The sequence below is a fragment of the Pseudocitrobacter sp. 73 genome (assembly GCF_008369545.1).
Classification (GTDB): Bacteria; Pseudomonadota; Gammaproteobacteria; order Enterobacterales; family Enterobacteriaceae; genus Pseudocitrobacter; species Pseudocitrobacter vendiensis.
Genome location: NZ_VTZO01000020.1, coordinates 1 through 24,134, shown reverse-complemented (window position 1 = coordinate 24,134; position 24,134 = coordinate 1). Strand labels below are relative to the sequence as shown.

The 24,134-nt window shown below is 52.6% G+C and carries 25 protein-coding genes and 1 tRNA gene; 12 read left to right on the top strand and 14 right to left on the bottom strand.

All coding sequences use genetic code 11. The features are described 5' to 3' along the window. Positions 1–9: 9 nt before the first annotated feature. Positions 10–86: transfer RNA gene (locus tag F0Q32_RS18915), tRNA-Arg, on the bottom strand. A 309-nt stretch (positions 87–395) separates the two neighbouring features. Between F0Q32_RS18915 and F0Q32_RS18910 the strand changes: the two genes are divergently transcribed. After that, a complete protein-coding gene (locus F0Q32_RS18910) occupies positions 396–1,112 on the top strand; it encodes a DNA-binding response regulator (protein ID WP_149464298.1) in 717 nt (238 codons plus the stop codon). An 808-nt stretch (positions 1,113–1,920) separates the two neighbouring features. Then, on the top strand, positions 1,921–2,550 hold the full coding sequence (fimZ, locus tag F0Q32_RS18905) for a fimbria biosynthesis transcriptional regulator FimZ (RefSeq protein ID WP_149464297.1): 630 nt from the start codon (positions 1,921–1,923) through the stop codon (positions 2,548–2,550). 37 nt (positions 2,551–2,587) lie between these two features. Here the strand turns inward: fimZ and sfmF are convergent, their stop codons facing one another. The 6 genes from sfmF to fimA all read right to left on the bottom strand — a co-directional run bounded on the left by sfmF (position 2,588) and on the right by fimA (position 8,598). Then, complete coding sequence (sfmF, locus tag F0Q32_RS18900) at positions 2,588–3,106, bottom strand: fimbria assembly protein (protein ID WP_149464296.1); 519 nt, start codon at positions 3,104–3,106, stop codon at positions 2,588–2,590. Between the two features lie 10 nt (positions 3,107–3,116). Then, complete coding sequence (gene fimH, locus F0Q32_RS18895; RefSeq protein ID WP_149464554.1) at positions 3,117–4,121, bottom strand: type 1 fimbria D-mannose specific adhesin FimH; 1,005 nt, start codon at positions 4,119–4,121, stop codon at positions 3,117–3,119. Between the two features lie 7 nt (positions 4,122–4,128). Next, entirely contained in the window at positions 4,129–6,693 is a 2,565-nt protein-coding gene (locus tag F0Q32_RS18890) for a fimbrial biogenesis usher protein (protein ID WP_255475494.1), read from the bottom strand. Between the two features lie 23 nt (positions 6,694–6,716). After that, on the bottom strand, positions 6,717–7,409 hold the full coding sequence (fimC, locus tag F0Q32_RS18885) for a type 1 fimbria chaperone FimC (RefSeq protein WP_149464553.1): 693 nt from the start codon (positions 7,407–7,409) through the stop codon (positions 6,717–6,719). Between the two features lie 30 nt (positions 7,410–7,439). Further along, the gene (gene fimI / locus F0Q32_RS18880) at positions 7,440–7,982 is read right to left on the bottom strand and encodes a type 1 fimbrial protein subunit FimI (protein ID WP_113858834.1); all 543 of its coding nucleotides are present in this window, start codon (positions 7,980–7,982) and stop codon (positions 7,440–7,442) included. Between the two features lie 64 nt (positions 7,983–8,046). Further along, complete coding sequence (gene fimA / locus F0Q32_RS18875; protein ID WP_113858833.1) at positions 8,047–8,598, bottom strand: type 1 fimbrial major subunit FimA; 552 nt, start codon at positions 8,596–8,598, stop codon at positions 8,047–8,049. 406 nt (positions 8,599–9,004) lie between these two features. Between fimA and folD the strand changes: the two genes are divergently transcribed. The 5 genes from folD to F0Q32_RS18850 all read left to right on the top strand — a co-directional run bounded on the left by folD (position 9,005) and on the right by F0Q32_RS18850 (position 13,523). Then, positions 9,005–9,871, top strand: a complete 867-nt coding sequence (gene folD, locus F0Q32_RS18870; RefSeq protein WP_015965477.1) for a bifunctional methylenetetrahydrofolate dehydrogenase/methenyltetrahydrofolate cyclohydrolase FolD — start codon at positions 9,005–9,007, stop codon at positions 9,869–9,871. Then, the gene (gene ybcJ / locus F0Q32_RS18865) at positions 9,871–10,083 is read left to right on the top strand and encodes a ribosome-associated protein YbcJ (RefSeq protein ID WP_149464294.1); all 213 of its coding nucleotides are present in this window, start codon (positions 9,871–9,873) and stop codon (positions 10,081–10,083) included. The genes folD and ybcJ overlap by 1 nt, the downstream gene beginning before the upstream one ends. A 251-nt stretch (positions 10,084–10,334) precedes the next feature. Beyond that, a complete protein-coding gene (locus F0Q32_RS18860) occupies positions 10,335–11,834 on the top strand; it encodes a PTS transporter subunit EIIC (RefSeq protein WP_149464293.1) in 1,500 nt (499 codons plus the stop codon). Positions 11,835–11,910: 76 nt separating this feature from the next. Then, positions 11,911–12,927 (top strand): substrate-binding domain-containing protein, encoded by a 1,017-nt coding sequence (locus tag F0Q32_RS18855; RefSeq protein ID WP_149464292.1) that lies wholly within the window; start codon positions 11,911–11,913, stop codon positions 12,925–12,927. Between the two features lie 74 nt (positions 12,928–13,001). Continuing rightward, entirely contained in the window at positions 13,002–13,523 is a 522-nt protein-coding gene (locus F0Q32_RS18850; RefSeq protein ID WP_149464291.1) for a metal-dependent hydrolase, read from the top strand. A 107-nt stretch (positions 13,524–13,630) separates the two neighbouring features. Here the strand turns inward: F0Q32_RS18850 and cysS are convergent, their stop codons facing one another. Continuing rightward, complete coding sequence (gene cysS / locus F0Q32_RS18845; RefSeq protein ID WP_149464290.1) at positions 13,631–15,022, bottom strand: cysteine--tRNA ligase; 1,392 nt, start codon at positions 15,020–15,022, stop codon at positions 13,631–13,633. Between the two features lie 184 nt (positions 15,023–15,206). On the opposite strand from cysS, the gene ppiB reads away from it, so the two are divergent. Both ppiB and lpxH read left to right on the top strand, forming a co-directional pair. Further along, positions 15,207–15,701 carry a peptidylprolyl isomerase B gene (ppiB, locus tag F0Q32_RS18840; RefSeq protein WP_149464289.1) on the top strand — a complete coding sequence of 165 codons (495 nt, stop codon included), beginning with the start codon at positions 15,207–15,209 and terminating at the stop codon, positions 15,699–15,701. Positions 15,702–15,703: 2 nt separating this feature from the next. Then, positions 15,704–16,426, top strand: a complete 723-nt coding sequence (gene lpxH, locus F0Q32_RS18835) for a UDP-2,3-diacylglucosamine diphosphatase (protein WP_149464288.1) — start codon at positions 15,704–15,706, stop codon at positions 16,424–16,426. A gap of 35 nt (positions 16,427–16,461) precedes the next feature. On the opposite strand, the gene F0Q32_RS18830 is transcribed toward lpxH, so the two are convergent. Next, the gene (locus F0Q32_RS18830) at positions 16,462–16,836 is read right to left on the bottom strand and encodes a hypothetical protein (protein ID WP_149464287.1); all 375 of its coding nucleotides are present in this window, start codon (positions 16,834–16,836) and stop codon (positions 16,462–16,464) included. Positions 16,837–16,848: 12 nt separating this feature from the next. Beyond that, the gene (locus F0Q32_RS18825) at positions 16,849–17,055 is read right to left on the bottom strand and encodes a hypothetical protein (protein WP_149464286.1); all 207 of its coding nucleotides are present in this window, start codon (positions 17,053–17,055) and stop codon (positions 16,849–16,851) included. A gap of 590 nt (positions 17,056–17,645) precedes the next feature. On the opposite strand from F0Q32_RS18825, the gene purE reads away from it, so the two are divergent. The 3 genes from purE (at position 17,646) to mnmH (ending at position 20,406) form a co-directional block, all read left to right on the top strand. Then, positions 17,646–18,155: a 5-(carboxyamino)imidazole ribonucleotide mutase gene (gene purE / locus F0Q32_RS18820; RefSeq protein WP_015965487.1), complete on the top strand. Its 510-nt coding sequence runs from the start codon at positions 17,646–17,648 to the stop codon at positions 18,153–18,155. Continuing rightward, entirely contained in the window at positions 18,152–19,219 is a 1,068-nt protein-coding gene (purK, locus tag F0Q32_RS18815; protein ID WP_149464285.1) for a 5-(carboxyamino)imidazole ribonucleotide synthase, read from the top strand. The genes purE and purK overlap by 4 nt, the downstream gene beginning before the upstream one ends. Before the next feature lie 101 nt (positions 19,220–19,320). Beyond that, positions 19,321–20,406 (top strand): tRNA 2-selenouridine(34) synthase MnmH, encoded by a 1,086-nt coding sequence (mnmH, locus tag F0Q32_RS18810; protein ID WP_149464284.1) that lies wholly within the window; start codon positions 19,321–19,323, stop codon positions 20,404–20,406. Positions 20,407–20,487: 81 nt separating this feature from the next. On the opposite strand, the gene F0Q32_RS18805 is transcribed toward mnmH, so the two are convergent. The 4 genes from F0Q32_RS18805 to F0Q32_RS18790 form a co-directional block, all read right to left on the bottom strand. Next, positions 20,488–21,147 carry a methionine ABC transporter permease gene (locus F0Q32_RS18805; RefSeq protein WP_015965490.1) on the bottom strand — a complete coding sequence of 220 codons (660 nt, stop codon included), beginning with the start codon at positions 21,145–21,147 and terminating at the stop codon, positions 20,488–20,490. After that, positions 21,140–22,156, bottom strand: a complete 1,017-nt coding sequence (sfbB, locus tag F0Q32_RS18800; protein WP_149464283.1) for a virulence-associated ABC transporter ATP-binding protein SfbB — start codon at positions 22,154–22,156, stop codon at positions 21,140–21,142. The genes F0Q32_RS18805 and sfbB overlap by 8 nt, the downstream gene beginning before the upstream one ends. Before the next feature lie 60 nt (positions 22,157–22,216). Beyond that, a complete protein-coding gene (locus F0Q32_RS18795) occupies positions 22,217–23,047 on the bottom strand; it encodes a MetQ/NlpA family ABC transporter substrate-binding protein (protein WP_149464282.1) in 831 nt (276 codons plus the stop codon). Positions 23,048–23,293: 246 nt separating this feature from the next. Continuing rightward, positions 23,294–24,134 (bottom strand): porin (locus F0Q32_RS18790; RefSeq protein ID WP_149464281.1); only part of this gene is annotated, 841 nt, incomplete at its 5' end.

Sequence of the window (24,134 nt, the reverse complement as noted above, 5' to 3'; positions counted from 1 at the left end):
GCAGTGAAATGGTACGCCCTACAGGATTCGAACCTGTGACCCACGACTTAGAAGGTCGTTGCTCTATCCAACTGAGCTAAGGGCGCACTGAAGAAGTTGTGACTTCACGGGAGTGAAACGCGAGGAATTATACGGTCACCGGGCGGTGAGTCAATCCATTTCAATGTTAAATCAGGGTTGTTCGCGATGATGCACATAACGCGAGCAGCCCTTGTCTTATTTTTAACCACCCTTCCTGTTTCGGCCCGAGCGCTGCGAAAACCCTTACCTTACTTTAAGTATTGCCTTAGGGAAGAACCTGCCTCTGGTGTCACAATGTCTGCTACTGGCTGTTTGACCGCACCGTTAGATAAGCTATAAGTGAAGACGCGCGTGACGGCGCCAGGAAGAGAAGCATGCGCATCGCAATTCGCAGAGAAAGGAGGCGTCGTTCAGGCACCGATCACCCTGGATTTAAGAATCCACATGACTGGCCCCCATTTTTTGACAGACTCGAACGCCTTACTCACTCACTTGCCCTCACGCATAAAACCGACTCTCCCCATTTTATACTGGTCAGCAGCGATCAATTCTTGCGGCAAGGATTTCGTTTCGCCCCTTATCCGCTGAGTAACGGCTGGGTAACATCAACGCTGGATAATGCGCTGGACCTGCTCCCCAAAGCACCTGGCGTACAGTTGCTGGTCGATATTTATTACACTGATGCGCCCGCCATCGAAACGCTGGATCGCTTGCGCCGCATCAGTTTCGAGTATCCACAAAATTATATTCATCTGATTGCGCCGACACAGGATAAAAAAGCCCTGCGCTTTATGAAAGCAGTGACGGCACTTCGGATAATCAGTCGACATTCGCCGTTTCGTACCCTGCGTAAAAAACTGCTCATGCCTAAGCCGATACAGTTCAACCGGAAAAGCCATTTTTCGCGCGATGAGTGGCTCATTCTGATGGCGCTGACCCAGGGGCGTTCGTTGAAATCTATTGCCAGCGATCACGACAAAGATTACCACAGGATTATCTATCGTCTGGGGCGCATGGTGGAACGGCTCAAGCTTCAGCATCGCTCAGAACTTATTCACTTGCTGCAAAATCTTTCTGCTAGTTCAAACTGACAATTTCATTAACCTCTTAAATCTTAGATTGTTTTAAGAAATTACTTAATCAAAATGATCTTTTTTTGTTAAATTTAAACAATATTGCAAAGTTTATAACTATTCCTAAGACCCGGATTTGGATAGCAAAAATCACTATGGAAAAAGGCCTCTAAAGAGCATTACTCTGTCGCACATTCAGGCAGGAACCTCCTGATTAGCGCTATTTGTAGGCCTGTCAGTCGGTAACCACCAGATATAGTAGGGTTTTGCATTGTGCTGATAAAATATTTTCCTTAAGCCCTCCCCATAGCTTGAGTTGAGATCAAAAGGAATTTTTTGTGGAATAATCGTTGAATTGCGTCATTCCAGATATGTTTACCGATCGATTATTCCCCAATAATTGCGCCATATCAATTAACACATTTTCAACATTTAGCATCTATTTATATTTATGCCTTAAAAAAAAGTCAACTCCGCTACAGGATTTTGAACACCTGGATGTAAATACCAAAAATAATTTGAATAAACTTTCTGACTAGAACATCATATTAATTACTGATTGTTGCGACTTTAATAATGCTTTTCGGACAATTCATAGCAAGTATAATAGCCATGTACTTATCGTGTTATAAGAAAAGCCTTTTTAAAGGGTTTAGGCATTGTTTAAGTACCGGACAAAATTGTCACTTTATAATGGTACAAGTAGGGATAGATAACTCCTCTGGAAGTAAGACAAGAATTAAATTTTTTATTTATCCATTCGACTTGTAATAGTTTCCGTAAAGGAATCCCACGTAACTATTCCACCAGTCTGAGGCATATAAAGATGAAACCGGCATCCGTTATCATTATGGACGAACACCCTATAGTCAGAATGTCGATCGAGGTCCTGCTCCAAAAAAACCCACAGATTAAGGTCGTTCTCAAGTCAGACAATAGCCATGAAGTTATTGAATATATTAGAAATAATGACGTAGATATGGTAATACTTGATATTGAGCTTTCCGGCTCAGACGGGTTTTCATTACTCAAACGGATAAAGAACATCAGTGAAAGCACCAAAGTTCTTTTCTTGTCATCTAAATCTGAGTCGTTCTATGCCTGTCGGGCGATTAGAGCTGGCGCAAATGGTTTTGTCAGCAAGCGGAAGGATCTGTGTGATATCTATAAAGCAGTGGAGATGCTTCTCTCCGGATATTCATTCTTCCCGGCAGATTCCATGAATATCTTTGGTGGCGGTAACATGCGTCATAAGTTTAGCGACATGCCGTTATCCAACCGAGAAATTACCGTACTATGTTATCTTGCTAATGGTTTATCTAATAAAGAGATAGCAGCCCAACTCTTGTTGAGCAATAAAACCATTAGTGCACATAAATCAAATATTTTCACCAAACTTGGCGTGCATACTATCGTGGAATTGATTGATTATGCGAAAGCCCACGAATTACTCTAGTCATTCATGAATCCCGGCCCGAAACGGGCCCGGGAAGTCAGTTATAGTTAAGCGTAAAGGTCGCATCCGCATCGGCACTGCCTGGCTGAGGGTTGTCTGCCGTCGAGATGTAATTGGCGTAAAACGACAATGTGGCATCCCCTTGTGCGTCGATAGCCACCTCTTTACTCTCCTGCTGTAACGGTAGGCGCGTTTTGTCCTCATCAAGGATCTCCACCGCAACACGACTGGCCTGGCTTGCGCCATTCAGCGCCAGCAAGGTGTTGTCCTGATCGTCGGGTGTTCCGGCAAAAGTGATTGATACCGCCCCCGGCGGGCAACCGGTCAAGCGAATCGAAAAGGGCATCGCCTGAGTTTTGCTGCCTGCGGTTTGCAACTGCTTCGTGGGCCACGATCCCAACTGGACTTCTTTCGCGCTATCGCTGGCGTTTACCACGCAGCTTAAGTCCACGATATTACCGCGCAGTTCTATGTTGATTTCGCCCAATGGCGTTGCTGCCTGCGAAGTACTTATCATCGCCAGCAATGACAGGGCATAAGTGAAATAACGTGGCATCTTGCCTCTCTTAATCGTAATCAACACGCAAATAGCCTCGCGATGTAAATATCCCTTCTGCCGGTTTATTGCCGGTAATACTGACCGGCCATGCGCGAATACCCACCTGCGCCTGTGCGGCGTCATCCAGGCGGAACGGAATGGTGCTGCCCAGCGTATTCGGTGTTAACGGATCGCCGTTTGCATCGGCAACCACGAAGCCTAAATCGGGGTTGTCGGAAACCAGCGCATTACCCGACACTTTTTCAGCTTCGATACGCATCGTCAGATAGGCATTCGCTTCCACGTTAGTGCATTTAATCCCGATGGTTTTGCTCTGCGCAGGCACGCTCGGCGGGCGCTGGCCGGCTCCCGCCTGAGAAAACAGCGATGCGCCAATGTCGCCAAAATCGAATTCAACCACATTCCCGGCGTTAATTTCGCAGCTTTGCGGAACTTCAATGATGCCACTGTAGCTAATGGTGTAGACAACGGTGGTGAGGGGGTCTCCCTTTGTGGTTGTCACATAGACCCGAAACATAGTCTGCTGGGGAATGACCACCATATTGATAAAGCGCCGGGTCACTTTGAGGCGGAAAACCAGCTTCGAATCAGTTACCGGAAAAGCTTTGTTTTTCGACACGTTAGGGTGTGATCCCATCTGGATATATTTCACAGGAGGGTAAAACTCCCCAGCAAAGTCATCCGTTATTTTCATGGCGCCATCAAGATATTCATTCAGTTTTACATACTGAAATTTATCTTCCACGCTGGTGACCGTGAGATCGGTGGTGTAACTTCGCATGGTCGTATTGCCTGAGGTTCCTTTGGGGCAAATGGCGTTAACACCGACTAAGCCCGATTTCTGCGCCAACGTGACTATCTGCCCCACCTGGTTATTGGCACTGGTAAAGACATCAGTCAGGTTGTAAGCAATATCTTTTGACACACCGTCCGAGTTCGCACACACCGTAGCCCAGGCGGGAAGCGCCGTCATTGCCAGACATACCCCCGCCAGTGCAAGGGCGCCTTTCATACTCTTATTAACGTTCACAACGTGCTCCCATCATGGTAATCGCCTGATTTAAACTCTCCTGCGGGAGCGTATAAGTTGCACGACAGCGTTCCTGCGCGCTGTCGCCCCACTGAATGAGCAGTTCCCCGTTCAACGGCAGGCCGCTGAGATAGATCTGCCCTTCTTCTCCCGCCATACTGGTGACGCCGCTGTTGACTTCGCGCACGATTGCGCCAAACGGTACAAAACGATCGCCACGGCGAACGGTGATCAACGCACGCACGCCAATTCGCGTATCAAACGCCGCACGCACCAGCGCGCCACGAGTTGGCACCACGCTGCTGACATTGTTTTCCACGTCCGTATGGTCATTCATGGAGTTGGTATCGAGCGCCACACGGTTATAGCGATACACCGTGGCGTAAGGCATGACAGCGTAACCGCGCCAGTCGGTCTTCACCCCGGTCTGGTTTTCAACTTTCACCCCACTGGCGCCCGGTGCTTTGATAAGTACGTTGGTATCGCCCAGCGGCTGACTGAACGTCACGCCATCAGCATGACCGACCACGCCACCGGCCAATTGCCAGTTGAAATCATGCTGGTCACGGGAGTAGTTGTAGCCTGCGCCAACCGTACCGTACGTCGCCTGCCAGTTCGCCGATGCACTGCCGCTGGAACCGTTGTTACTGGTATGGCCCTGCGTCACGCTGTAGTTCAGGTTGCGTCCTTCCAGCAGCGTGCCACTCACGCCGGTTTGCCAGCTGCTATCACCGTCTTTATTACGGCTGGCGGAAGCTGTCGCATAGGCGCGGTCCAGCACGCTATCGCGACGATAGCCGTTCGGTGTAAACAGACTGAACGGAATAGAGACGTTCGCAGAAACAATGCGATCGGTGCCATCAATGCCCACGGAGCGGTTCCAGGACCAGGACAACGAGTAGCTGATGCCTTTCCAGCCGCCGGCATAGCCGAGCTGATACCAGATATTGGAGTCGCTGGTTCCCCAGTAGGTCTGCTCACTACCGGAGAGATACACCGAACCGTAATCGCCCAGCGATTGCGAAATGTTGACCTGAAAACGTCCTTTTTTACTCCAGGTGAGGTTGTGATAACTCACGACATCCGGCACGCCATTTTTATCGTTTTCCGTTTCGGAGTACTCATACCCGGACATCCGTTTCCACGCCACATCATCAAGGGTATAAAAACCACGCGTCGAGTAGCGATAGCCCAGAAGCTGGAAGTTGGTGCCGAAGCCGTTCAGGGATTTGGCGTACAGGAAACGCAGAGACTGCCCTTCATGCCAGCTATCGTCAGCCAATTGACTCCGCGCATGCGTCACATCAAGAGAAATTGCGCCCCAGTCGCCAAGGTTTTTCCCCGCGCCAATGGCTGCTGCCGCGTAGCGCGACGCCATCTGCGTACCGCCATAAACGGTATAACCGCCTGGCAGGCCGACAATCATCGTGCCCTGACCAAAGAACGGCGTGTCTTTTTGGCTATTCCCGCTGCGATACTCCCCGGCCACCAGGTCATACTTCAGTCGCCCTTCACGTTGCAGCAATGGCACCGTGGAATAGGGTACGGTATAACGCTGCTGGCTACCGTCTTTCTCCTCTACGGTCACATCCAGGTCACCGCTTGAAGAGGTCGGGTTCAGGTCGCTTATCGCAAAAGCGCCCGGCTGCACGTAGCTTTGATAAATCACGTAGCCGTTCTGGCGGATCACCACCTTCGCTGGCGTACGCGCAATCCCGCGGACTGTCGGAGCGTAGCCCTGCAGGCTGTCCGGATACATGCTGTCTGAGGAGTACAATCGGCCGCCGCGAAAACCGATGCTGTCGAATACATCATTTCCGGTATTGCTGTCGCCCAACACCATTTCGCTTTTCAGCGGGATAATCGAGCGCTGGAGCCAGGTACCGATATTTTCCCATTCGCTGTGGCGCTGCCCGTTATTACGGGTATAGCGCCATGCGCCGTTATTACGCAGTCGCCACGGGCCGTAGTTCAGGCCGCTTTGCAAATTGAGATAATGACTGTCGTCATCGCTGCCTTTGTTACCGGTCAGACTATAGTTCAACAGCAGCGCGGGAATGCCCTCATCCCACTCGTCCGGCGGAATATAACCGCGCGCGCTGTTGCTCATCGCCGCCTGTGGCAGGCTCAGTCGCAGGCGTAGCGAGGCGAAATCAAACGCCACGACGCTTCCCGGCAGCAGGTTTTCCAGTGCCACGCAGTTCCCTTTCGGCTCACTGGCGAGCGCCGGAAAGGCCGTCATGTTGACGCCCAAACGTTGTAAAAAATCGCGCTGAATACAGGGCGCAAGGCCCGCAGCAGGAGGCGCCGCCCCTTCGGCGGCGACAAAGGTAAGATCCTGAGTACCGATAAATTCATCGTTGCGCCAGATATCGACGCGATACACGCCCGGCGCTTGCTGATGCCCCTGCTCAAAACGCGAAAGATCGGCCACGGTGGCCGTATCTTCCGACAAAAATGCGGGGTTGAAGTAGCTCTCGCCGCGCCCGTTGGGTGACCAGAGCGCCGCCATCACAGCCAGCGTCAGCATACTGAGCGGGTGAAGGTTTTTCATGGTGTCGGCCTGCCCTGACTTCATCAAAGGTTGACGCGGTGAACGGGGGTAATAGCCCCGTAATCATTCACGCTCTGCCACGAAAGCGTACCGCTTGCCGAGGCGGGAATCGCCTGCTGGGCGCTGTTTTTCGGCGCAATCATCAGGTTGTTGATGCGCTGACCGCCAAGCTGCAAATTGACAAGCGTAACGTAATAAGGCGACGCATTGGTCACCTTCAGGTGCGTGCCGCTGCGCTCAAAACGCAGGTGCGACAGGGCCTCTTCCGGTGGCATTGCCAGATTTTTCGGGCGAACGAACAGTTTAATGCGCGACAAAATCGCCAGTTGCAGAACGTTCTTCCCTTCGATATTTGCTTTATTGACGGACGGAATCGCCTTCACGTTCATCCAGAACAGCGACTCGCGATCGGACGGCAAAGGCTGCCCGGCATAAATAATACGCAGGGTGTTTTCGCTTTTTGGCTCACTGACGAACAGTGGCGGCGTCACGACAAATGTTGATTCTTTTTTCCCGAGGTTGTTTTCAATCCATGCGTTAATTAAATAACGTTCTTTATCATTGCTGTTAGTGATGGCCAGCGACGTCTGTTTGGCGTCCGCCGGATAAATAACGCGCGTAGCGCCCAGTGCCACTCCCCCGGATGCCTGTGCAGGTAACGAAACACACAGCAGTAAAAATGACAGGGCCATGCTTGATTTAATAATTGCGTTAATCACAACAATACCTTTTCTCTTTTTGACGCTTCAGGGATAAAGCAACGTAAACCAGACATCAGACTGAATTGCGCCTGGCATAACCTGGCCAGAAATAGCCCGATAGCGCGCGCTGAAATGAAATATCAGCTCGTCATCATTAATTGGAAAATAAGAAACCGGCTGGGCGTTCGGAATAATATGCCGCTGGCTGTTATCAAATAACGCCAGACCTACCCCGCTGTTTGGTTGACGGCCATCGACGCGCGACGTGGTCATAAACACCAGCGGATCTTCCGTTGGCGTCAGCCCCTGGAAGGCAATCCCCACGGTCTGCGAAACATCTTTTCGGCAATCGACCAGGCGCAGCGTAAACGGCACCTGCGTGGTGGCAAAGCTTCCCGGCCCGGTAAACGCGTTGGTTCGGTACTGCCCCATCTCAATGCGCATATTCTGGCTTTCGGTGGCGACAGCACAGGCGCTGTTAACCAGCTCGCCGCGCATTTGTACTTTTCCACCTTCGATGACAACTCTGTGCGCCAGCGCGGGCAGAGAAAGCATCAGTGTGGCCAGCAGGAACACAATCCCTCTCATTCGTGGCTCTCTTCAGGTGATTCGAGCCTCATCCCTGAGGCAAAGTCACTCCCTGTATGAGCAATTACTCGTACTTCATCACAAAGGTCGCGTCCGCATTCGCCTGACCCGGCTCAGCGGTATCCGCCGTTGCTTTGTAGCGCGCGGTGAAGTTCAGGGTGTTGGTGCCCTGCAGCAGAGTCTGTGCAGAAGAGAAGGTTGCGCCATCCGGGCTCAGCGTTTTCGATTTGCTGTCGAGGATCTCGATACCCACGCCTTTCGCCGCGGTATTGTTGTTGGAAGAGTTCACTGCCAGCAGGGTTGCGTCGGTGGCGTCAGCCTGGCCGCTAAATGCAACAGCAGCGGTAGCCGATACGCTCGGATCGCAATCGTTCAGAACGATGGTGAACGGCATATTGGTGGTGGTATCGCCGACTGCAGTAAATTTCGCCGTGCGATACTGGCCCAGTTCAACAATTTGATCTGAAGACTCAGTATTTACCGCACACGCTGCGTTGACTAATTCACCTTTAAAGTGAACGCTGCCGCCATTAACGGAAACCGGCGCAGCCTGTGCGGCACCCGCCATTAATACGAAAGACGCCATCACAGTAGAGGCAATAGTACTCAGTTTCATAGGTATTCCTTGATGAATTAAAACATTGTGACGAACCGAATATCCTGTACGACTCGCATGACATAGCACGGCAAATAATTGCCAGACCGCATAACCTCAGCGTCCCTGAGAGAGTTAAAAGCACTGCCAAATAACAGGCAGTGAGATATTCCGGCGATAACACCGGAAGAATTTATTTCGACGCTAAGGTACAGAAATTAAATAAGAGAAAATACGTATAAACACTGAGCTCAGGCTAAGCCGCGTCCTAATTTTTACCAGGACAAAACCCTGTAAACCGTAAGACTATCGCTAGCAGGAAGGGCTTTCGCGCGAAAACTCGTAAAGGATGACTGACAGAAAGCCCCGCATCTGACAAAATATGGCCATCCCCCTTTCGAAAGTGACAGATGGAATCTTCTCTCTGATGGCAGCTAAGATTATTGACGGTAAAACGATTGCGCAGCAGGTGCGCTCTGAGGTTGCGGAAAAAGTGCAGGCGCGCGTTGCAGCAGGAAAACGTGCCCCCGGGCTTGCCGTTGTGCTGGTTGGCAGCAACCCGGCCTCACAAATTTATGTCGCAAGCAAACGCAAAGCCTGCGACGAAGTGGGATTCGTCTCCCGCTCTTATGACCTGCCGGAAACCACCAGCGAAGCCGAGCTACTGACCCTTATCGACACCCTGAACGCCGACAAAACCATTGACGGTATCTTAGTGCAGTTGCCGCTCCCGGCAGGCATCGATAACGTGAAAGTGCTGGAACGCATTGCACCCGATAAAGACGTTGACGGTTTTCACCCGTATAATGTGGGCCGCCTGTGCCAGCGCGCGCCGCGTCTGCGCCCGTGTACGCCGCGTGGTATCGTCACGCTGCTCGAACGCTACAACATCGACACCTATGGGCTGAATGCCGTCGTTATCGGCGCCTCTAACATCGTAGGTCGCCCGATGAGCATGGAGCTGCTGCTGGCCGGTTGTACCACCACCGTGACTCACCGCTTCACTAAAAACCTGCGTCACCATGTCGAAAATGCCGATCTGCTGATTGTTGCCGTCGGTAAGCCGGGCTTTATTCCGGGCGACTGGATCAAAGAAGGCGCGATTGTCATGGATGTCGGCATTAACCGACTGGAAAATGGCAAAGTAGTGGGCGATGTAGTTTTTGAAGATGCAGCCAAACGCGCGTCTTACATTACGCCGGTTCCGGGCGGCGTCGGCCCGATGACTGTTGCAACACTTATTCAGAATACGCTTCAGGCCTGTGAAGAGTATCACGACGTCGAGGAAGCATAATGGCCACATTCTCTTTAGGAAAACACCCGCACGTTGAACTGTGCGATCTGCTGAAACTGGAAGGCTGGACCGAAAGCGGCGCGCAGGCGAAAATCGTCATCGCCGATGGTCAGGTGAAAGTTGACGGCGCGGTTGAAACGCGCAAACGCTGCAAAATCGTCGCCGGGCAAACGGTGAGCTTTGCCGGACAAAGCATTAGCGTTATCGCATAAGTCTGTTAATACCCGGCAACCTGCCGGGTATTATTTCACTCGTCACACACCTATTTTATTCCCCTGCTTTCAGCACGGTCACTTATTGATCAACTTCAAATAATCACAATCTCCTATCGCTACGCGTCATAATCTTGTTGCGGAAATTTTACGTTTCTCCGACCATAAGTAGAACGTTCTACTAGAACGTTCTACTTACAATAACAGCGCGATTTACGCGCAATTCATTATCTCCAGTCGGGGGAACGGGTATGGGTTTGCTGTCCGGTATTGTTAAATCATTGTCAAAACTATCGATGATTGGTCGCGCATTAATGCTGCCAATCTCACTCCTGCCTGCGGCGGGTTTGCTGCTGGCGTTCGGTGATAAATTCCATTTGCCGCTAATGATGAACGCAGGGGGGGTTATTTTTGATAACCTGCCGATGTTGTTCGCGATTGGTTCTGCGGTCGGGCTGGCATCGGAATCGGGTATCGCAGCACTCTCTGCCGCCGTTTCCGTGTTTGTCACCAATATCACTATCGGTACCGTGCTGGGGATTACGCCGGAAATGGCCTCTCAGGGCGGGAAATATGCGATGGTGGTCGGTATTCCGACGCTGCAAATGGGCGTCTTTGGCGGCCTGATTTGCGGCATTCTCGCGGCCTGGTGTTACAACCGCTTCCATGCCATGCAGCTGCCGGAATTTCTGGGATTCTTCTCCGGCAAACGTTTTGTCGCGATTGCCACGGCAGTGCTGTCATTCCTGCTCGGCCTGCTTCTACCTTACGTCTGGCAGCATATCCAGGCGGGTATTGATGCGCTCTCCACGGTGGTGAACGGTGATAATCAGGCGGCATCGACGTTTATTTTTGGTCTGGTCGAACGCGCGTTAATTCCGCTCGGTCTGCATCACATCTGGTATCCGTCTTTCTGGTACTCCTTTGGCGACTACACCACGCAGGCAGGCCAGGTCATCCACGGCGACCAGACTATCTGGTTCAAAATGCTGGAAGAAGGGGTGAAATCCTTTAGCAGCGATACCTACCAGAATGCCGGTAAATTCATGCAGGGAGAATTCCCGCTGATGCTGTTTGCACTGCCTGCGGCGTGTCTGGCGATGTATCACGAAGCGAACAGCAAAAACAAGAAAATCGCTTTCGGTATTCTGTTCTCCGCCGCCCTCACCTGCTTCCTGACCGGGATCACCGAGCCGGTCGAGTTTACCTTTATTTTCGTTGCACCAATCCTTTACGTCTTCAATGCCATCATGGCTGGTCTTGCGTATATGTGCATGTTCCTGTTGCACGCACACATCGCGAAATCCTTCTCTGCGGGGATGATTGACTACATCTCGTTCGGTATTCTGCCCTCGTTTAACGGTTATCAAACCAACTTCCTCAGCGCAGCAATCGTCGGTGTTCCGATGGCGATTATCTACTACTTCACCTTCCGTTTCGTGATCCGTCGCTTTGATATCAAAACGCCGGGCCGCGCCGATGTGGTGGCTGATGCCAAAGATAAAACCGATACCGAACTGGCAACGGAAATTATCGCTCTGCTGGGCGGCGCGCAGAATATCGATTCGGTCGGTTCCTGCATCACCCGCTTGCGTCTGGAAGTCACGCAGGGTGATAAGGTGGATAAAGACGGCCTTAACGGTGTCGGCGCACGCGGGGTGGTGTTTGTCGGGGATAAAGGTATTCAGGTTATTTTCGGTGCCAGAGCACAGTTTATCGCTCAGACCATGTCCACGATGATTGGCAAATAATACTATGCCGCTCGACGGCGCCTCCGTTAGGCTGAGGGGGCGTCGTGATATAAATCGAATATTTCAGGGAGCGGAATTGAAGAAAGTCAGCATTATTGATGTCGCAAAGCAGGCAGGCGTGTCAGTGTCGACCGTGTCTCTGGTACTGCGTCAGAAAGGGAAAATTTCTGACGCGACCATCGGCAAAGTCCATGCTGCTATCGAGGCGCTCGGTTACGTTCACAACGTCGCGGCTGCTAACCTTCGCGCCAACACGTCCAATCTGATTGGCCTTATCCTCCCGGATTTCAGCGACAGTTTTTCCATCAAAGTGATGGCAAGCATCGTGCAGGAGCTGGAAAAACAGGGATATATGGTTTTTCTCGGTCAACCGCTTAACAGCCATGATCATTTAGAACGCTGCCTGCTGTCATTTAAACAGCAGGGCGTGGCGGGGGTTATCTACCTCGCATCCGACGCCTTTAGCCCACATATTCCGGACAAAATACGCCACTGTCCGCTACCTTATGTGGTGGTTTCCCAGTCGCCGCTTGATGAACAGTGCAACCTGGTGATGCGCGATAACCGTCAGGCCACCGTTCTTGCCGCACGGTATCTGATTGAGCGTGGGCATCGCAGCATTGCCTACATTGGCGGGCGCGAAGACGATTTAATTCGCCAGCAGCGGCTGGCAGGTTTTCGCAGCGTGTTAACGCAATATGGGCTGGTGAATCGCGAAGAAGCGACGCCGTGCTGTAGCGAAGACACCCATGCTGCAAGTCTCGTCACACGTCAGTTGCTTGAGAAAAATAACACCTTCACTGCACTATTATGCCACTCGCCTGCGGCGATGATTGGCAGCATAACCGGAATTCATCAGGTTGGGCGTACCGTGGGGAAAGATGTGTTTCTGACTCAGCAAGTCGCGTTGATTGGCTTTGAAGATATGCTTAATGTGAACCTCACCTCCCCCTCTTTTACCTATGTCTCATCATCAAGCGAAGAGACCGGTCGACAGGCTGCGGGCTTAATGATGCGGAAGCTTAAAGAACCTGAACTGCAAACGCAGAAAATTACACTTTCTGGTCAATTGATTACGCGGGAATCGGCGTAGTTTCGGAATTGTGCCCGGGGTCTGATGAGCCCAATTGCTGCTATATTCTCCTGATTTCCCGGGAATATTTAGCCATGCCGACCGTTATCACACACGCCGCCGTTCCTCTGTGCCTGGGCTTAGGCCTTGGCAGCAGAGTCATCCCTCCCCGATTACTTTTTACCGGCGTTGTGCTCGCCATGCTCCCAGACGCCGACGTGCTGGCATTTAAGTTTGGCGTGGCTTACGGCAATGCTTTTGGTCATCGCGGGTTTACCCATTCTCTGCTTTTCGCTTTTGTGGTTCCGCTACTTTGCGTGATGATTGGTCGACACTGGTTCCGGGCCGGGCTCATCCGCTGTTGGCTATTTCTGAGCGTATCGCTGCTATCGCACAGTCTGTTGGATTCAGTGACCACAGGCGGAAAAGGCGTCGGCTGGCTGTGGCCATGGTCAGAGGAACGCTTCTTTGCGCCGTGGCAGGTAATAAAAGTCGCGCCGTTCGCGCTGTCGAGTTACACCACGTCGTACGGGCATCAGGTGATTTTTTCGGAGTTGTTGTGGGTGTGGCTGCCGGGCGTGGTGTTGATGGGAATATTGTGGTGGCAAAGGCGCTGATGCCCTCACCCCGGCCCTCTCCCACAGGGAGAGGGAGAAAACCGCACTCACTTAAACATTGACACAATCGGTCCCCTCTCCCGATGGGAGAGGGTTAGGGTGAGGGGTTACTTACGACGCCACGTCGTCCCCTGCGGGCCATCTTCCAGCACGATACCCATCTCATTCAGACGGTCACGCGCCGCATCCGCTGCTGCCCAGTCTTTCGCTTTACGCGCGTCGAGACGCTGCTGAATCAGGGCTTCGATTTCCGCGACTTCACCGTCATCCGCCTGAGCACCACTTTGCAGGAATGCTTCTGGATCTTGTTCCAGCAGGCCAAGAACAGCCGCCAGTGTGCGCAGACAAGTGGCCGCCGCATTCGCTTCTTCGCTGTTGCCTGCCTGTTTCGCGTTGTTCACTTCTTTCGCCAAATCAAACAGTACGGCGTAAGCCACCGGGGTGTTGAAATCGTCGTCCATCGCCTCTTTAAAGCGATCGACATACTGCGCGCTGCGAACGAATTCAACGTCCGTAGCCGAGGTACCGCGCAGCGCCGTGTAGAGACGCTCCAGCGCAGAACGCGCCTGTTTCAGGTTATCTTCGCTGTAGTTCAGCTGGCTGCGATAGTGGCCGGACATCAGGAAGTAACGCACGGTTTCCGCGTCGTAATACTTCAGCACGTCACGCACGGTAAAGAAGTTGCCCAGCGATTTTGACATCTTCTCGCGGTCAACCATCACCATCCCTGAGTGCATCCAGTAGTTAACGTATTCGCCATCGTGCGCACAGGTAGACTGGGCGATTTCGTTTTCGTGGTGCGGGAACATCAGGTCAGAACCGCCGCCGTGGATATCAAAATGATGCCCCAGCTGTTTGCAGTTCATCGCGGAACATTCAATGTGCCAGCCCGGACGGCCTTCACCCCACGGCGACGGCCAGCTCGGCTCGCCCGCTTTCGACATTTTCCACAGTACGAAGTCCATCGGGTTACGTTTCACTTCCGCGACTTCGACGCGCGCACCGGCCTGCAACTGCTCCAGATCCTGACGCGACAGTTTGCCGTAGTTCGGATCGGTCGGCACCGAGAACATCACGTCGCCGCTATCGGCAACATATGCGTGACCGCGTTCAATCAGACGTTCAGTAATCTCAATGATTTCATGAATATGGTGCGTCGCGCGCGGTTCGGCATCCGGGCGCAGAATGTTCAGCGCATCAAAGTCTTTATGCATTTCGGCAATCATGCGATCAACCAGTTGCACAAAGCTTTCGCCGTTTTCATTGGCGCGTTTGATGATTTTGTCGTCGATATCCGTGATGTTGCGGACGTATTTCAGCTTATAGCCAAGAAAACGCAGGTAACGGGCTACCACGTCAAAGGAAACAAAGGTACGTCCATGACCGATATGACAGAGATCGTAAACGGTAATTCCACACACGTACATGCCGACTTCACCGGCGTGAATAGGCTTAAATTCCTCTTTTTGGCGGGTCATTGTATTGAAGATTTTTAGCATCGATAATTCCATGTTGACGTGTGTGATCTGGGCTTGCGCCTGAAACGGCGTATTCTACCTTTAATTCAACTCTGAAGCAGCACACATTGCAAGGTGATCGAACCTCGCGGTTATGCTATAACAGGCGCCTATATACGACTCGCACGCGAGTTAACGCACCACTATAACGGAACAGGATGCAGAAATGGTTACTTTCCACACTAATCACGGCGATATCGTAATCAAAACCTTTGATGACAAAGCGCCGGAAACAGTTAAAAACTTCCTGGACTACTGCCGCGAAGGTTTCTACAACAACACGATTTTCCACCGTGTAATCAATGGCTTTATGATTCAGGGCGGCGGCTTTGAGCCGGGCATGAATCAGAAAGCGACCAAAGAGGCTATCAAAAACGAAGCCAACAATGGTCTGAAAAACACCCGTGGCACGCTGGCAATGGCGCGTACTCAGGCTCCGCACTCCGCAACCGCGCAGTTCTTCATCAACGTGGCTGACAACGACTTCCTGAACTTCTCCGGCGAAAGCCTGCAGGGTTGGGGCTACTGCGTATTCGCAGAAGTCGTTGAAGGTATGGACGTGGTGGATAAAATCAAAGCTGTCGCCACGGGCCGCAGCGGTATGCACCAGGACGTTCCTAAAGAAGACGTTATTATCGAAAGCGTGACCGTCAGCGAGTAATCGTGGCGACACTCTTTATTGCAGATTTGCACCTGCAGACAGAAGAACCGGCGATCACCGCCGGTTTTCTGCGTTTTTTAGCCGGTGAAGCGCGTCACGCCGATGCGCTCTACATTCTCGGCGATCTCTTCGAAGCCTGGATTGGCGACGACGATCCGAATCCCCTGCACCAGCAAATAGCCCACGCCATAAAAGCGCTGGTCGATTCCGGTGTTCCTTGTTATTTCATTCACGGTAATCGTGATTTCCTGCTCGGTAAACGCTTTGCCCGGGAAAGCGGCATGACACTGCTGCCAGAGGAACAACGTCTTGAGCTGTACGGTCGCCCGGTGCTAATTTTGCACGGCGATACGCTCTGCACCGATGACGAAGGCTATCAGGCGTTTCGCGCCAAAGTGCATACGCCGTGGATCCAGAAATTATTCCTGGCACTGCCGTTGTTTATCCGCCAGAAAATTGCCGCCCGCATGCGCGCCGACAGTAAAGCCGCCAACAGCCATAAATCGATGGAGATTATGGATGTGAACCCGCAGGCCGTTGTGGATGTGATGGAAAAGCACCACGTGCAGTGGCTGATTCACGGGCACACGCATCGCCCGGATGTACATGAACTTATCGCCAATAAGCAACCTGCTTTCCGCGTAGTGTTAGGCGCGTGGCATTCAGATGGCTCAATGGTGAAAGTTACCCCACTGGACGTTGAGCTGATCGCCTTCCCGTTTTAAAGAACATCCCTGTCCGTCAGGCTTCCTGATAGCAATTAGCGAACAACGACCCCGGCTAACCGACCGCTTGATGTCATATCAAAATCAACGACAAAACCATTCTTGATCCAGCGCGTTTGCTCATCATTGGCAGGCTGCCAGCCCTGAGTTTGCATATAGTCGACCGCCTGTCCTTCATATTTTCCGGCGATATGTGAATCCAGCTGATAAGCCACATCGTTGGCCGACAGTTTCACCTTGTGATTGTGGTGATGAGATGCGTTAACATCACATGTTCCGTTAGCTTCGCTAACTTGTGTGCAGCCAGAGCGTTCAAGCTGTGCACGGTAGGCTTCGCTAATGGCCAAAGCGGGCTGACAAAACAGTGCAGCAAGAAGCGCCGCCGGGATAACTATTTTTGCTTTCATCATTAAACCTCTTATTTAGCGGTACCAGCAACGTGAACCGTTATCCGCCTGACTGGCATCGGGGAGTGTCTGGCAATCCGGCAGCGTAGCGCCATCGCGGGTAATCATTTCATTATTATGGCGGTGGTGATGTTTACTGTTCTCCTGTGGAGGTGCAATAACGCACCCGGATAACAGCAATACCAGTCCCGCCGCAGAAAATATCATTCCTGCTTTTTTCATTTTAAATACCATGTCGTTGTAGATAGTTTAAATAATCAATCCGTTTAATTTATCGCTTTCAAATGAAGCTTTATATTCATCGTTCCAATGAGACAACAACGGCAGCATAGGAGATATTCCTGCAAAAAAAAAGAGGTCTAACCTGGTGTTTAACTCTGTTTTAATTATATGATTTATCAAGATAAAAATTAAACAGATATTTATTTGTTATCGTATCTTTAAAACACCTGAAGAATATCGTTGTTATTTATTTTAATTATTACAGTATTTACGACTAAAAATGCGCACCGTAACTACAATTCATTCACCTCTTGCAATTAAAATTACCGATATATCTACCCATGGGTATTTATTATTTTTCAGGAATTATCCAATTAAATAAAATACGTTATATTGCTAATCAGATTCATTACCAGGCTATTAGTGAGCATCCTTTTAAAACAGAAAAAAATGACATCTCGTTTTTATTGTTACAGAAAGAAGAAACCCAGCACTCACGCCTACGCAACCGTTTTCCTTGTCCATTTTCCATGCTATTCTCTGTGGCCTACAACGTCGTGTGCAGCACACCCACAGGAGTTTTAAGACGTATGTCTTCCCGCAATAATCCGGCACGTATCGCTATCGTGATGGGGTCCAAAAGCGACTGGGCTACCATGCAGTTTGCTACCGAAGTTCTTGATATCCTGAATGTTCCTCATCATGTCGAAGTGGTTTCCGCCCACCGCACGCCCGATAAACTGTTCAGCTTCGCCGAAAGCGCCGAAGAAAACGGCTATCAGGTGATCATCGCGGGTGCAGGCGGCGCGGCGCATCTGCCGGGCATGATTGCCGCAAAAACATTAGTACCGGTGCTGGGTGTGCCAGTACAAAGCGCTGCCCTGAGCGGTGTCGATAGTCTCTATTCCATCGTGCAAATGCCGCGCGGTATTCCGGTCGGAACACTGGCGATTGGAAAAGCGGGTGCCGCTAACGCCGCCCTGCTGGCCGCGCAGATTCTTGCCCAGCACGATGCCGAGCTGCATCAACGCCTGGCGGAATGGCGTCGCGCGCAAACCGATGAAGTCCTGGAAAACCCGGACCCGCGGGGTGACGCATGAAGCAGGTTTGCGTACTGGGCAACGGCCAACTGGGGCGCATGCTGCGTCAGGCCGGCGAGCCGCTGGGCATTGCCGTGTGGCCCGTTGGTCTGGAAGCCTCACCGGAAGCGGTGCCTTTTCAGCAAAGCGTCATCACCGCTGAAATTGAACGCTGGCCGGAAACCGCGTTAACCCGCGAGCTGGCGCTGCATCCGGCATTCGTTAATCGCGACGTATTCCCGATTATTGCCGATCGTCTGACGCAAAAGCAGCTGTTCGACAAACTCAGCCTGCCTACCGCGCCGTGGCAACTGCTGGCGGAGCAAAGCCAGTGGCCTGACGTTTTCGAACGTCTGGGGGAGCTGGCAATCGTGAAGCGTCGCACCGGCGGTTACGATGGTCGCGGTCAGTGGCGCTTACGCGCAGATGAGACCGCTCAGTTGCCTGACGAATGCTATGGCGAATGTATCGTTGAGCAGGGCATTAATTTCTCCGGTGAAGTCTCGCTGGTTGGCGCGCGTGCCCACGATGGCAGCACCGTGTTCTATCCGCTGACCCACAACCTGCATCAGGATGGCATTCTGCGCATGAGCGTGGCGTTCCCCCAGGCGAACGCACAGCAGCAAAACCAGGCCGAAAGCATGCTGTCAGCAATTATGCACGAGCTGAACTACGTGGGCGTGATGGCGATGGAGTGCTTCATTACCCCTGCTGGACTGCTGATTAACGAGCTGGCTCCGCGCGTACATAACAGCGGTCACTGGACGCAAAACGGCGCCTCCATCAGCCAGTTTGAACTGCACCTGCGCGCTATCACCGATTTGCCGCTGCCGCCGCCAGTGGTCAACAGCCCGTCGGTAATGGTTAACCTGATTGGCAGCGACCTGAACTACGACTGGTTGAAGCTGCCGCTGGTACATCTGCACTGGTACGACAAAGAGGTTAGGCCGGGCCGGAAAGTCGGTCATCTCAACCTGAACGACTGTGATACCGGGCGTTTAAGCGCCACGCTTGAAGCCCTCACACCACTGCTGCCGCCGGAGTACGCCAGTGGAATTAGCTGGGCGCAGTCAAAACTGGCTTAAGCCTAACGTGCCGGGGAACGATCCTCCCCTTCCCCGGCTCTCGTCACAAGCGTAGAATCCCGTCCGAGTTTCCCTCCCGATTTTTACAGAAGGATTTGCCCATGAATAATGGGACGGATTACCGGGCCATTTTGACCGCCGGTACCCCCATCATTGACGTTCGCGCCCCCGTTGAGTTTCAGCAAGGCTCGCTGCCTGCGGCAATCAACCTGCCGTTGATGAACGATGACGAGCGTGCTGCTGTTGGTACCTGTTACAAACGCCAGGGACCCGACGCGGCTTTAGCGCTGGGTCATCAGTTAGTGTCAGGCGAGACACGCCAGCAGCGCATCGACACCTGGCGAGAAGCCTGTGCCCGTTTTCCGCACGGTTATCTTTGCTGCGCGCGTGGCGGCCAGCGTTCACATATCGTGCAGGCGTGGTTAAAAGAGCACGGCGTCGATTATCCACTGATTGTCGGTGGCTACAAAATGCTGCGCCAGGCGGCGATTCAGGCAACGGAAGCACTCGTTCAGAATCCGATCGTATTGATTGGCGGCTGTACCGGAAACGGCAAAACACCGCTGGTACGCAATCAGCCTTTTGGTATCGATCTGGAAGGCCTCGCGCATCATCGCGGTTCTTCATTTGGCCGCACGCTGGACGCTCAGCATCAGCAAGCCACCTTTGAAAACCATCTGGCCAGCGCGCTGCTTCAGCGCAGTCACGGGCAGGAAAACGTGCGCTGGGTGCTGGAAGATGAGGGCCATATGATTGGTGCAAATCATCTGCCGGAGTGCATGCGCGAACGCATGGCGCAATCGCCCATTGCGGTGGTGGATGATCCGTTTGAGCTGCGTCTGGAGCGTCTGCGCGAAGAGTATTTTACGCATATGCATCAGGCGTTTCTTGAGGCTTTTGGCGAAGAGAAAGGCTGGGCGGAGTACAGCGAATATCTGCATCACGGCCTGTTCGCCATTCGTCGTCGACTTGGTCTGCAACGCTTCGCCGAGCTGACGCAAAAGCTCGACCAGGCGCTTGTAGAGCAACAGCAAAGCGGTTCAACCGAACCGCATTTTGCCTGGCTGGTTCCGCTGCTTAATGAATACTACGACCCGATGTACCGCTATCAACTGGAGAAAAAGGCCAGAAAGATAGTCTTTCGCGGCACATCGGAGGCCGTGGAGGATTGGTTGCTGGGGCATTAGTGGGTGTCGGGTGGCGCTGCGCTTACCCGACCTACGAATTGATGCGAAATGTAGGCCGGATAAGCGCAGCGCAATCCGGCATCAACGCCGCTCGCGCTTATCCGCCCGCTTCGCCAGCCAGTCGCCCAACATCTGCACCACCTGCACCAGCACAATCAGCGCGATAACGGTCACGACCATCACCTGGGTTTCGTAACGGTAATAGCCGTAGCGAATCGCCAGGTCGCCCACCCCGCCGCCGCCGACAATCCCGGCCATTGCCGAGTAACCGATTAAACTGACCAGCGTAATGGTCAGGCCGCGCAGCAACCCGGCGCTGGCTTCCGGCAACAGCACGGTACAGATAATCCGCATCGGGCTTGCGCCAAACGCTTCAGCGGCTTCGATAATGCCTTTATCCACTTCGCGCAGGGCGCTATCGACCAGCCGCGCGTAGAACGCAATCGCTGCAACGGAGAGCGGTACCGATGCCGCAATTGGCCCGATGGTGTTGCCGAGCAGAAACTGGGTGAGCGGCAACAGCAGGACCAGCAGGATCACAAACGGTACCGAGCGAATAATGTTCACCAGCACCGACGACACCAGGTACACAAAGCGGTTTTGCCAGAACAGATGGCGGTCGGTGACAAAAATCAGAAAACCGAGCGGCAGGCCGCCGACAATCGCCAGCACCGTCGAAATACTCAGCATCTGGAAGGTTTCGTTAAAGGCCAGCGTTAAGTCCGGCAGTAAATCATCCACGGATCACCTCCACCTGTGCCGTATTTTCCCGAATATAGGCCACCGCAGCGTCTACGGACGTTGGGTTATGCGGGGCGGTCAGTTGCACCACCAGAATCCCCAGCGCCCGCTCGGCGATATACTCAATTTTGCCGTGCAGAATGTTCACCGCCACGCCAAATTTCACCGCCACTTCGGACAGCACCGGCTGCTCGGCGGAATCGCCAATGAACAGAATCTTCAGCAACTGGCCCGGCAAATGTTCGCGCAGGCGATCGGGCAGCGTCAGGTTCAGAGTATGCGACACCAGTTGCCGGGTGAATGCATGCTGTGGATGGGCGAAGACATCAAACACCTCGCCGGATTCCACCACTTCGCCGCCGGACATCACCGCCACACGATCGCAAATGGTTTTGATCACGTTCATTTCATGGGTGATCAGCACGATCGTGATCCCGAGCTTCGCGTTGATCTCTTTCAGCAGAGCCAGAATCGTGGCAGATGTTTCCAGATCTAACGCCGAAGTCGGTTCATCACACAACAATACGTCAGGATGATTGGCGATGGCGCGGGCAATCCCCACGCGCTGTTTCTGCCCGCCGCTGAGCTGCACCGGGTAGCGGTTTGCTTTATCGGCAAGCCCCACCAGCGCCAAAATCTCGGCTACACGCGGCGCAATTTTATCGCGATCCCAGCCAGCCGCTTTCAGACTGAAGGCAACGTTCTGGGCAACGGTGCGGGTGTGCATCAGATTAAAATGCTGGAAGATCATACCGATACGCTGGCGTGCTTTGCGAAGATTTGCGCCTTCAAGCGCGGAGATCTCCACGCCGTTAACCTTAACGCGGCCTTCGCTCGGGCGCGTTAAGGCGTTGAGCGTGCGCAGCAGCGTACTTTTCCCCGCCCCGCTGGTGCCAACAATACCGAAGATTTCGCCCGCGCCAATATGCAGGTTGACGTTATTCACCGCCCGCGTGGACGGCCCGTGGCCGGTGGTAAAATCCACACAGACCTTTTCTATCTCAATCATACTTACCTCAGAAATGCGAAAAGGGCAGACGCGTCTGCCCTGTCAGGTTGCGTCCTGCGATTACTTCGCGTCAGACATCCATTCTGGTTTCTGGAAGGCGCTATAAATGTTTTTCGGGTCGTCGATGACTGCACGATAAGCCGGTGATTTCACCGCCTCGACAATATCTTTGGCGAACGGTTTATCCGCATCTTCACTGCGCACCGCAATGATATTTTTCAGGTTCTCATCCAGATGCTCCTGCTTAAGCGCGCTGGAGAGATCGAGGCCCGCCGCCACAGCAAAGTTACCGTTTACCAGCGCACCGGTGACGCCATCGAGCGTACGCGGCAACTGCGCAGCTTCCAGCGGTTTGAACACCAACCCTTTCGGGTTGCTGGCGATATCGCGCTCAGATGCTTTAGTTGGGTCGATATTCGGTTTGATGGTGATAAGGTCGAGCGACTGCAGGAAACGCAGGCCGCGCGCCAGGTTGGTCGGGTCATTCGAGAGCGTGATGATATCGCCCTTCTTCAGCTCATCAAGGCTCTTCACCTTACGGGAATAGAAGCCCATCCCGGCAGTGGGAACGACAATCAGCTTCGTCAGCTTGAGACCTTTATCTGCGGTGAATTTATCGAAATAGAGCGAGTGCTGAAACAGGTTGGCATCGATGCTACCGTTAGACAGCGCCATATTTGGCTGCACGTAGTCGCTAAATTCGCGTACCACGACTTTATACCCTTTCTCTTTCAGTGATGGCGCAATCGCCTGCTTTACCATGTCGCCATACGGCCCCGGCGCGACGCCGAAAACAATGGTGTGCGGGTCGCTGTTAGCGTGGGCAAACTGTAATCCACAGGCCAGCAGCAGGGCTCCGGTCGCGACGCGTAAACTCTGACGCAATCCCATAACTTCTCCATTTTAAACGTTGTGATGTCGTGCATATCGCCGTGCGATGCGGCGCTGTTGTTATGTCCACAAAAGGGGCAATCCTCAACATGACACAGTTCACAACCTGCTGTCCTTGAAATTATTTCATGATATTTCGAAGTATGTCTTTGAGAGGCGTCGGGAGGGGATATGCGTTTAATAACAATGCTTAGTTGTAAATAGCAAAAAGCCGGGCAGTGCCCGGCTTGAGATATTCGAAACGACTTAGAAGTCGTAACGCAGACGAACCAGGTTCATATCACCCAGGTTGTCGGTGCTGGAGGTAAACACGTGTTCGTAGTCAACACGGAAACCGTAATCCAGCTGGAAGCTGATACCGACACCGTTGTCGGTACGCAGGTAGTTACGACCATTCACGTATTCAATACGGTCACCCATGAAGTACGGCTGGATGGATTTAACGGCGTATTGACCAATCGGGAAGGTGTAACCCGCGAAGTATTCCAGACCCCACGCGTCGCCCGCGAAGTAATCTTTCGCGTCGATTTTCTTGGTGGTCATGAAGTTCTGGTACCAGCCGCCGCCCAGAGCGAAGGTCCAGTTGTCTGGTTTCCAGCTAAATGCGGTACCCACGATGTTCTGATCGTAAGTTTTGCTGCCCTGATCTTCACCGCGCATTTCCGCACGGGTGTAGTTCCAGGATGTACCCCAGGTCAGGTCTTTAGTGATGTGGTAATCCACACCCAGAGAACCGCCACCACGACGTTTGTATTTCAGGCCGTTGTTCGGGTTAAGATCATCGCTGAACAGGTAAGACGCATAGAGATCAACGTCGCCTACAGTTTTCTTATATTTCAGAGATTTACGGGTACGATAAGAACCATCGTAGTCACCGTTGATACCGTTACCCGGAGCCTGACCGATCATGTCGTAGTCCCAGATATCGGTTTTCGCGCCAACCACATCATAGTAGATGCTGTTCTGTTGACCGAAGGTCAGCGTACCCCAGGTATCGCTTTTCAGACCGGTGTAGAGCATACGACGAGTGGTGTCGTTTGCGCCATCGGCGTAGTGGTTATCCCAGTTGGACTCCATTGTCAGACGG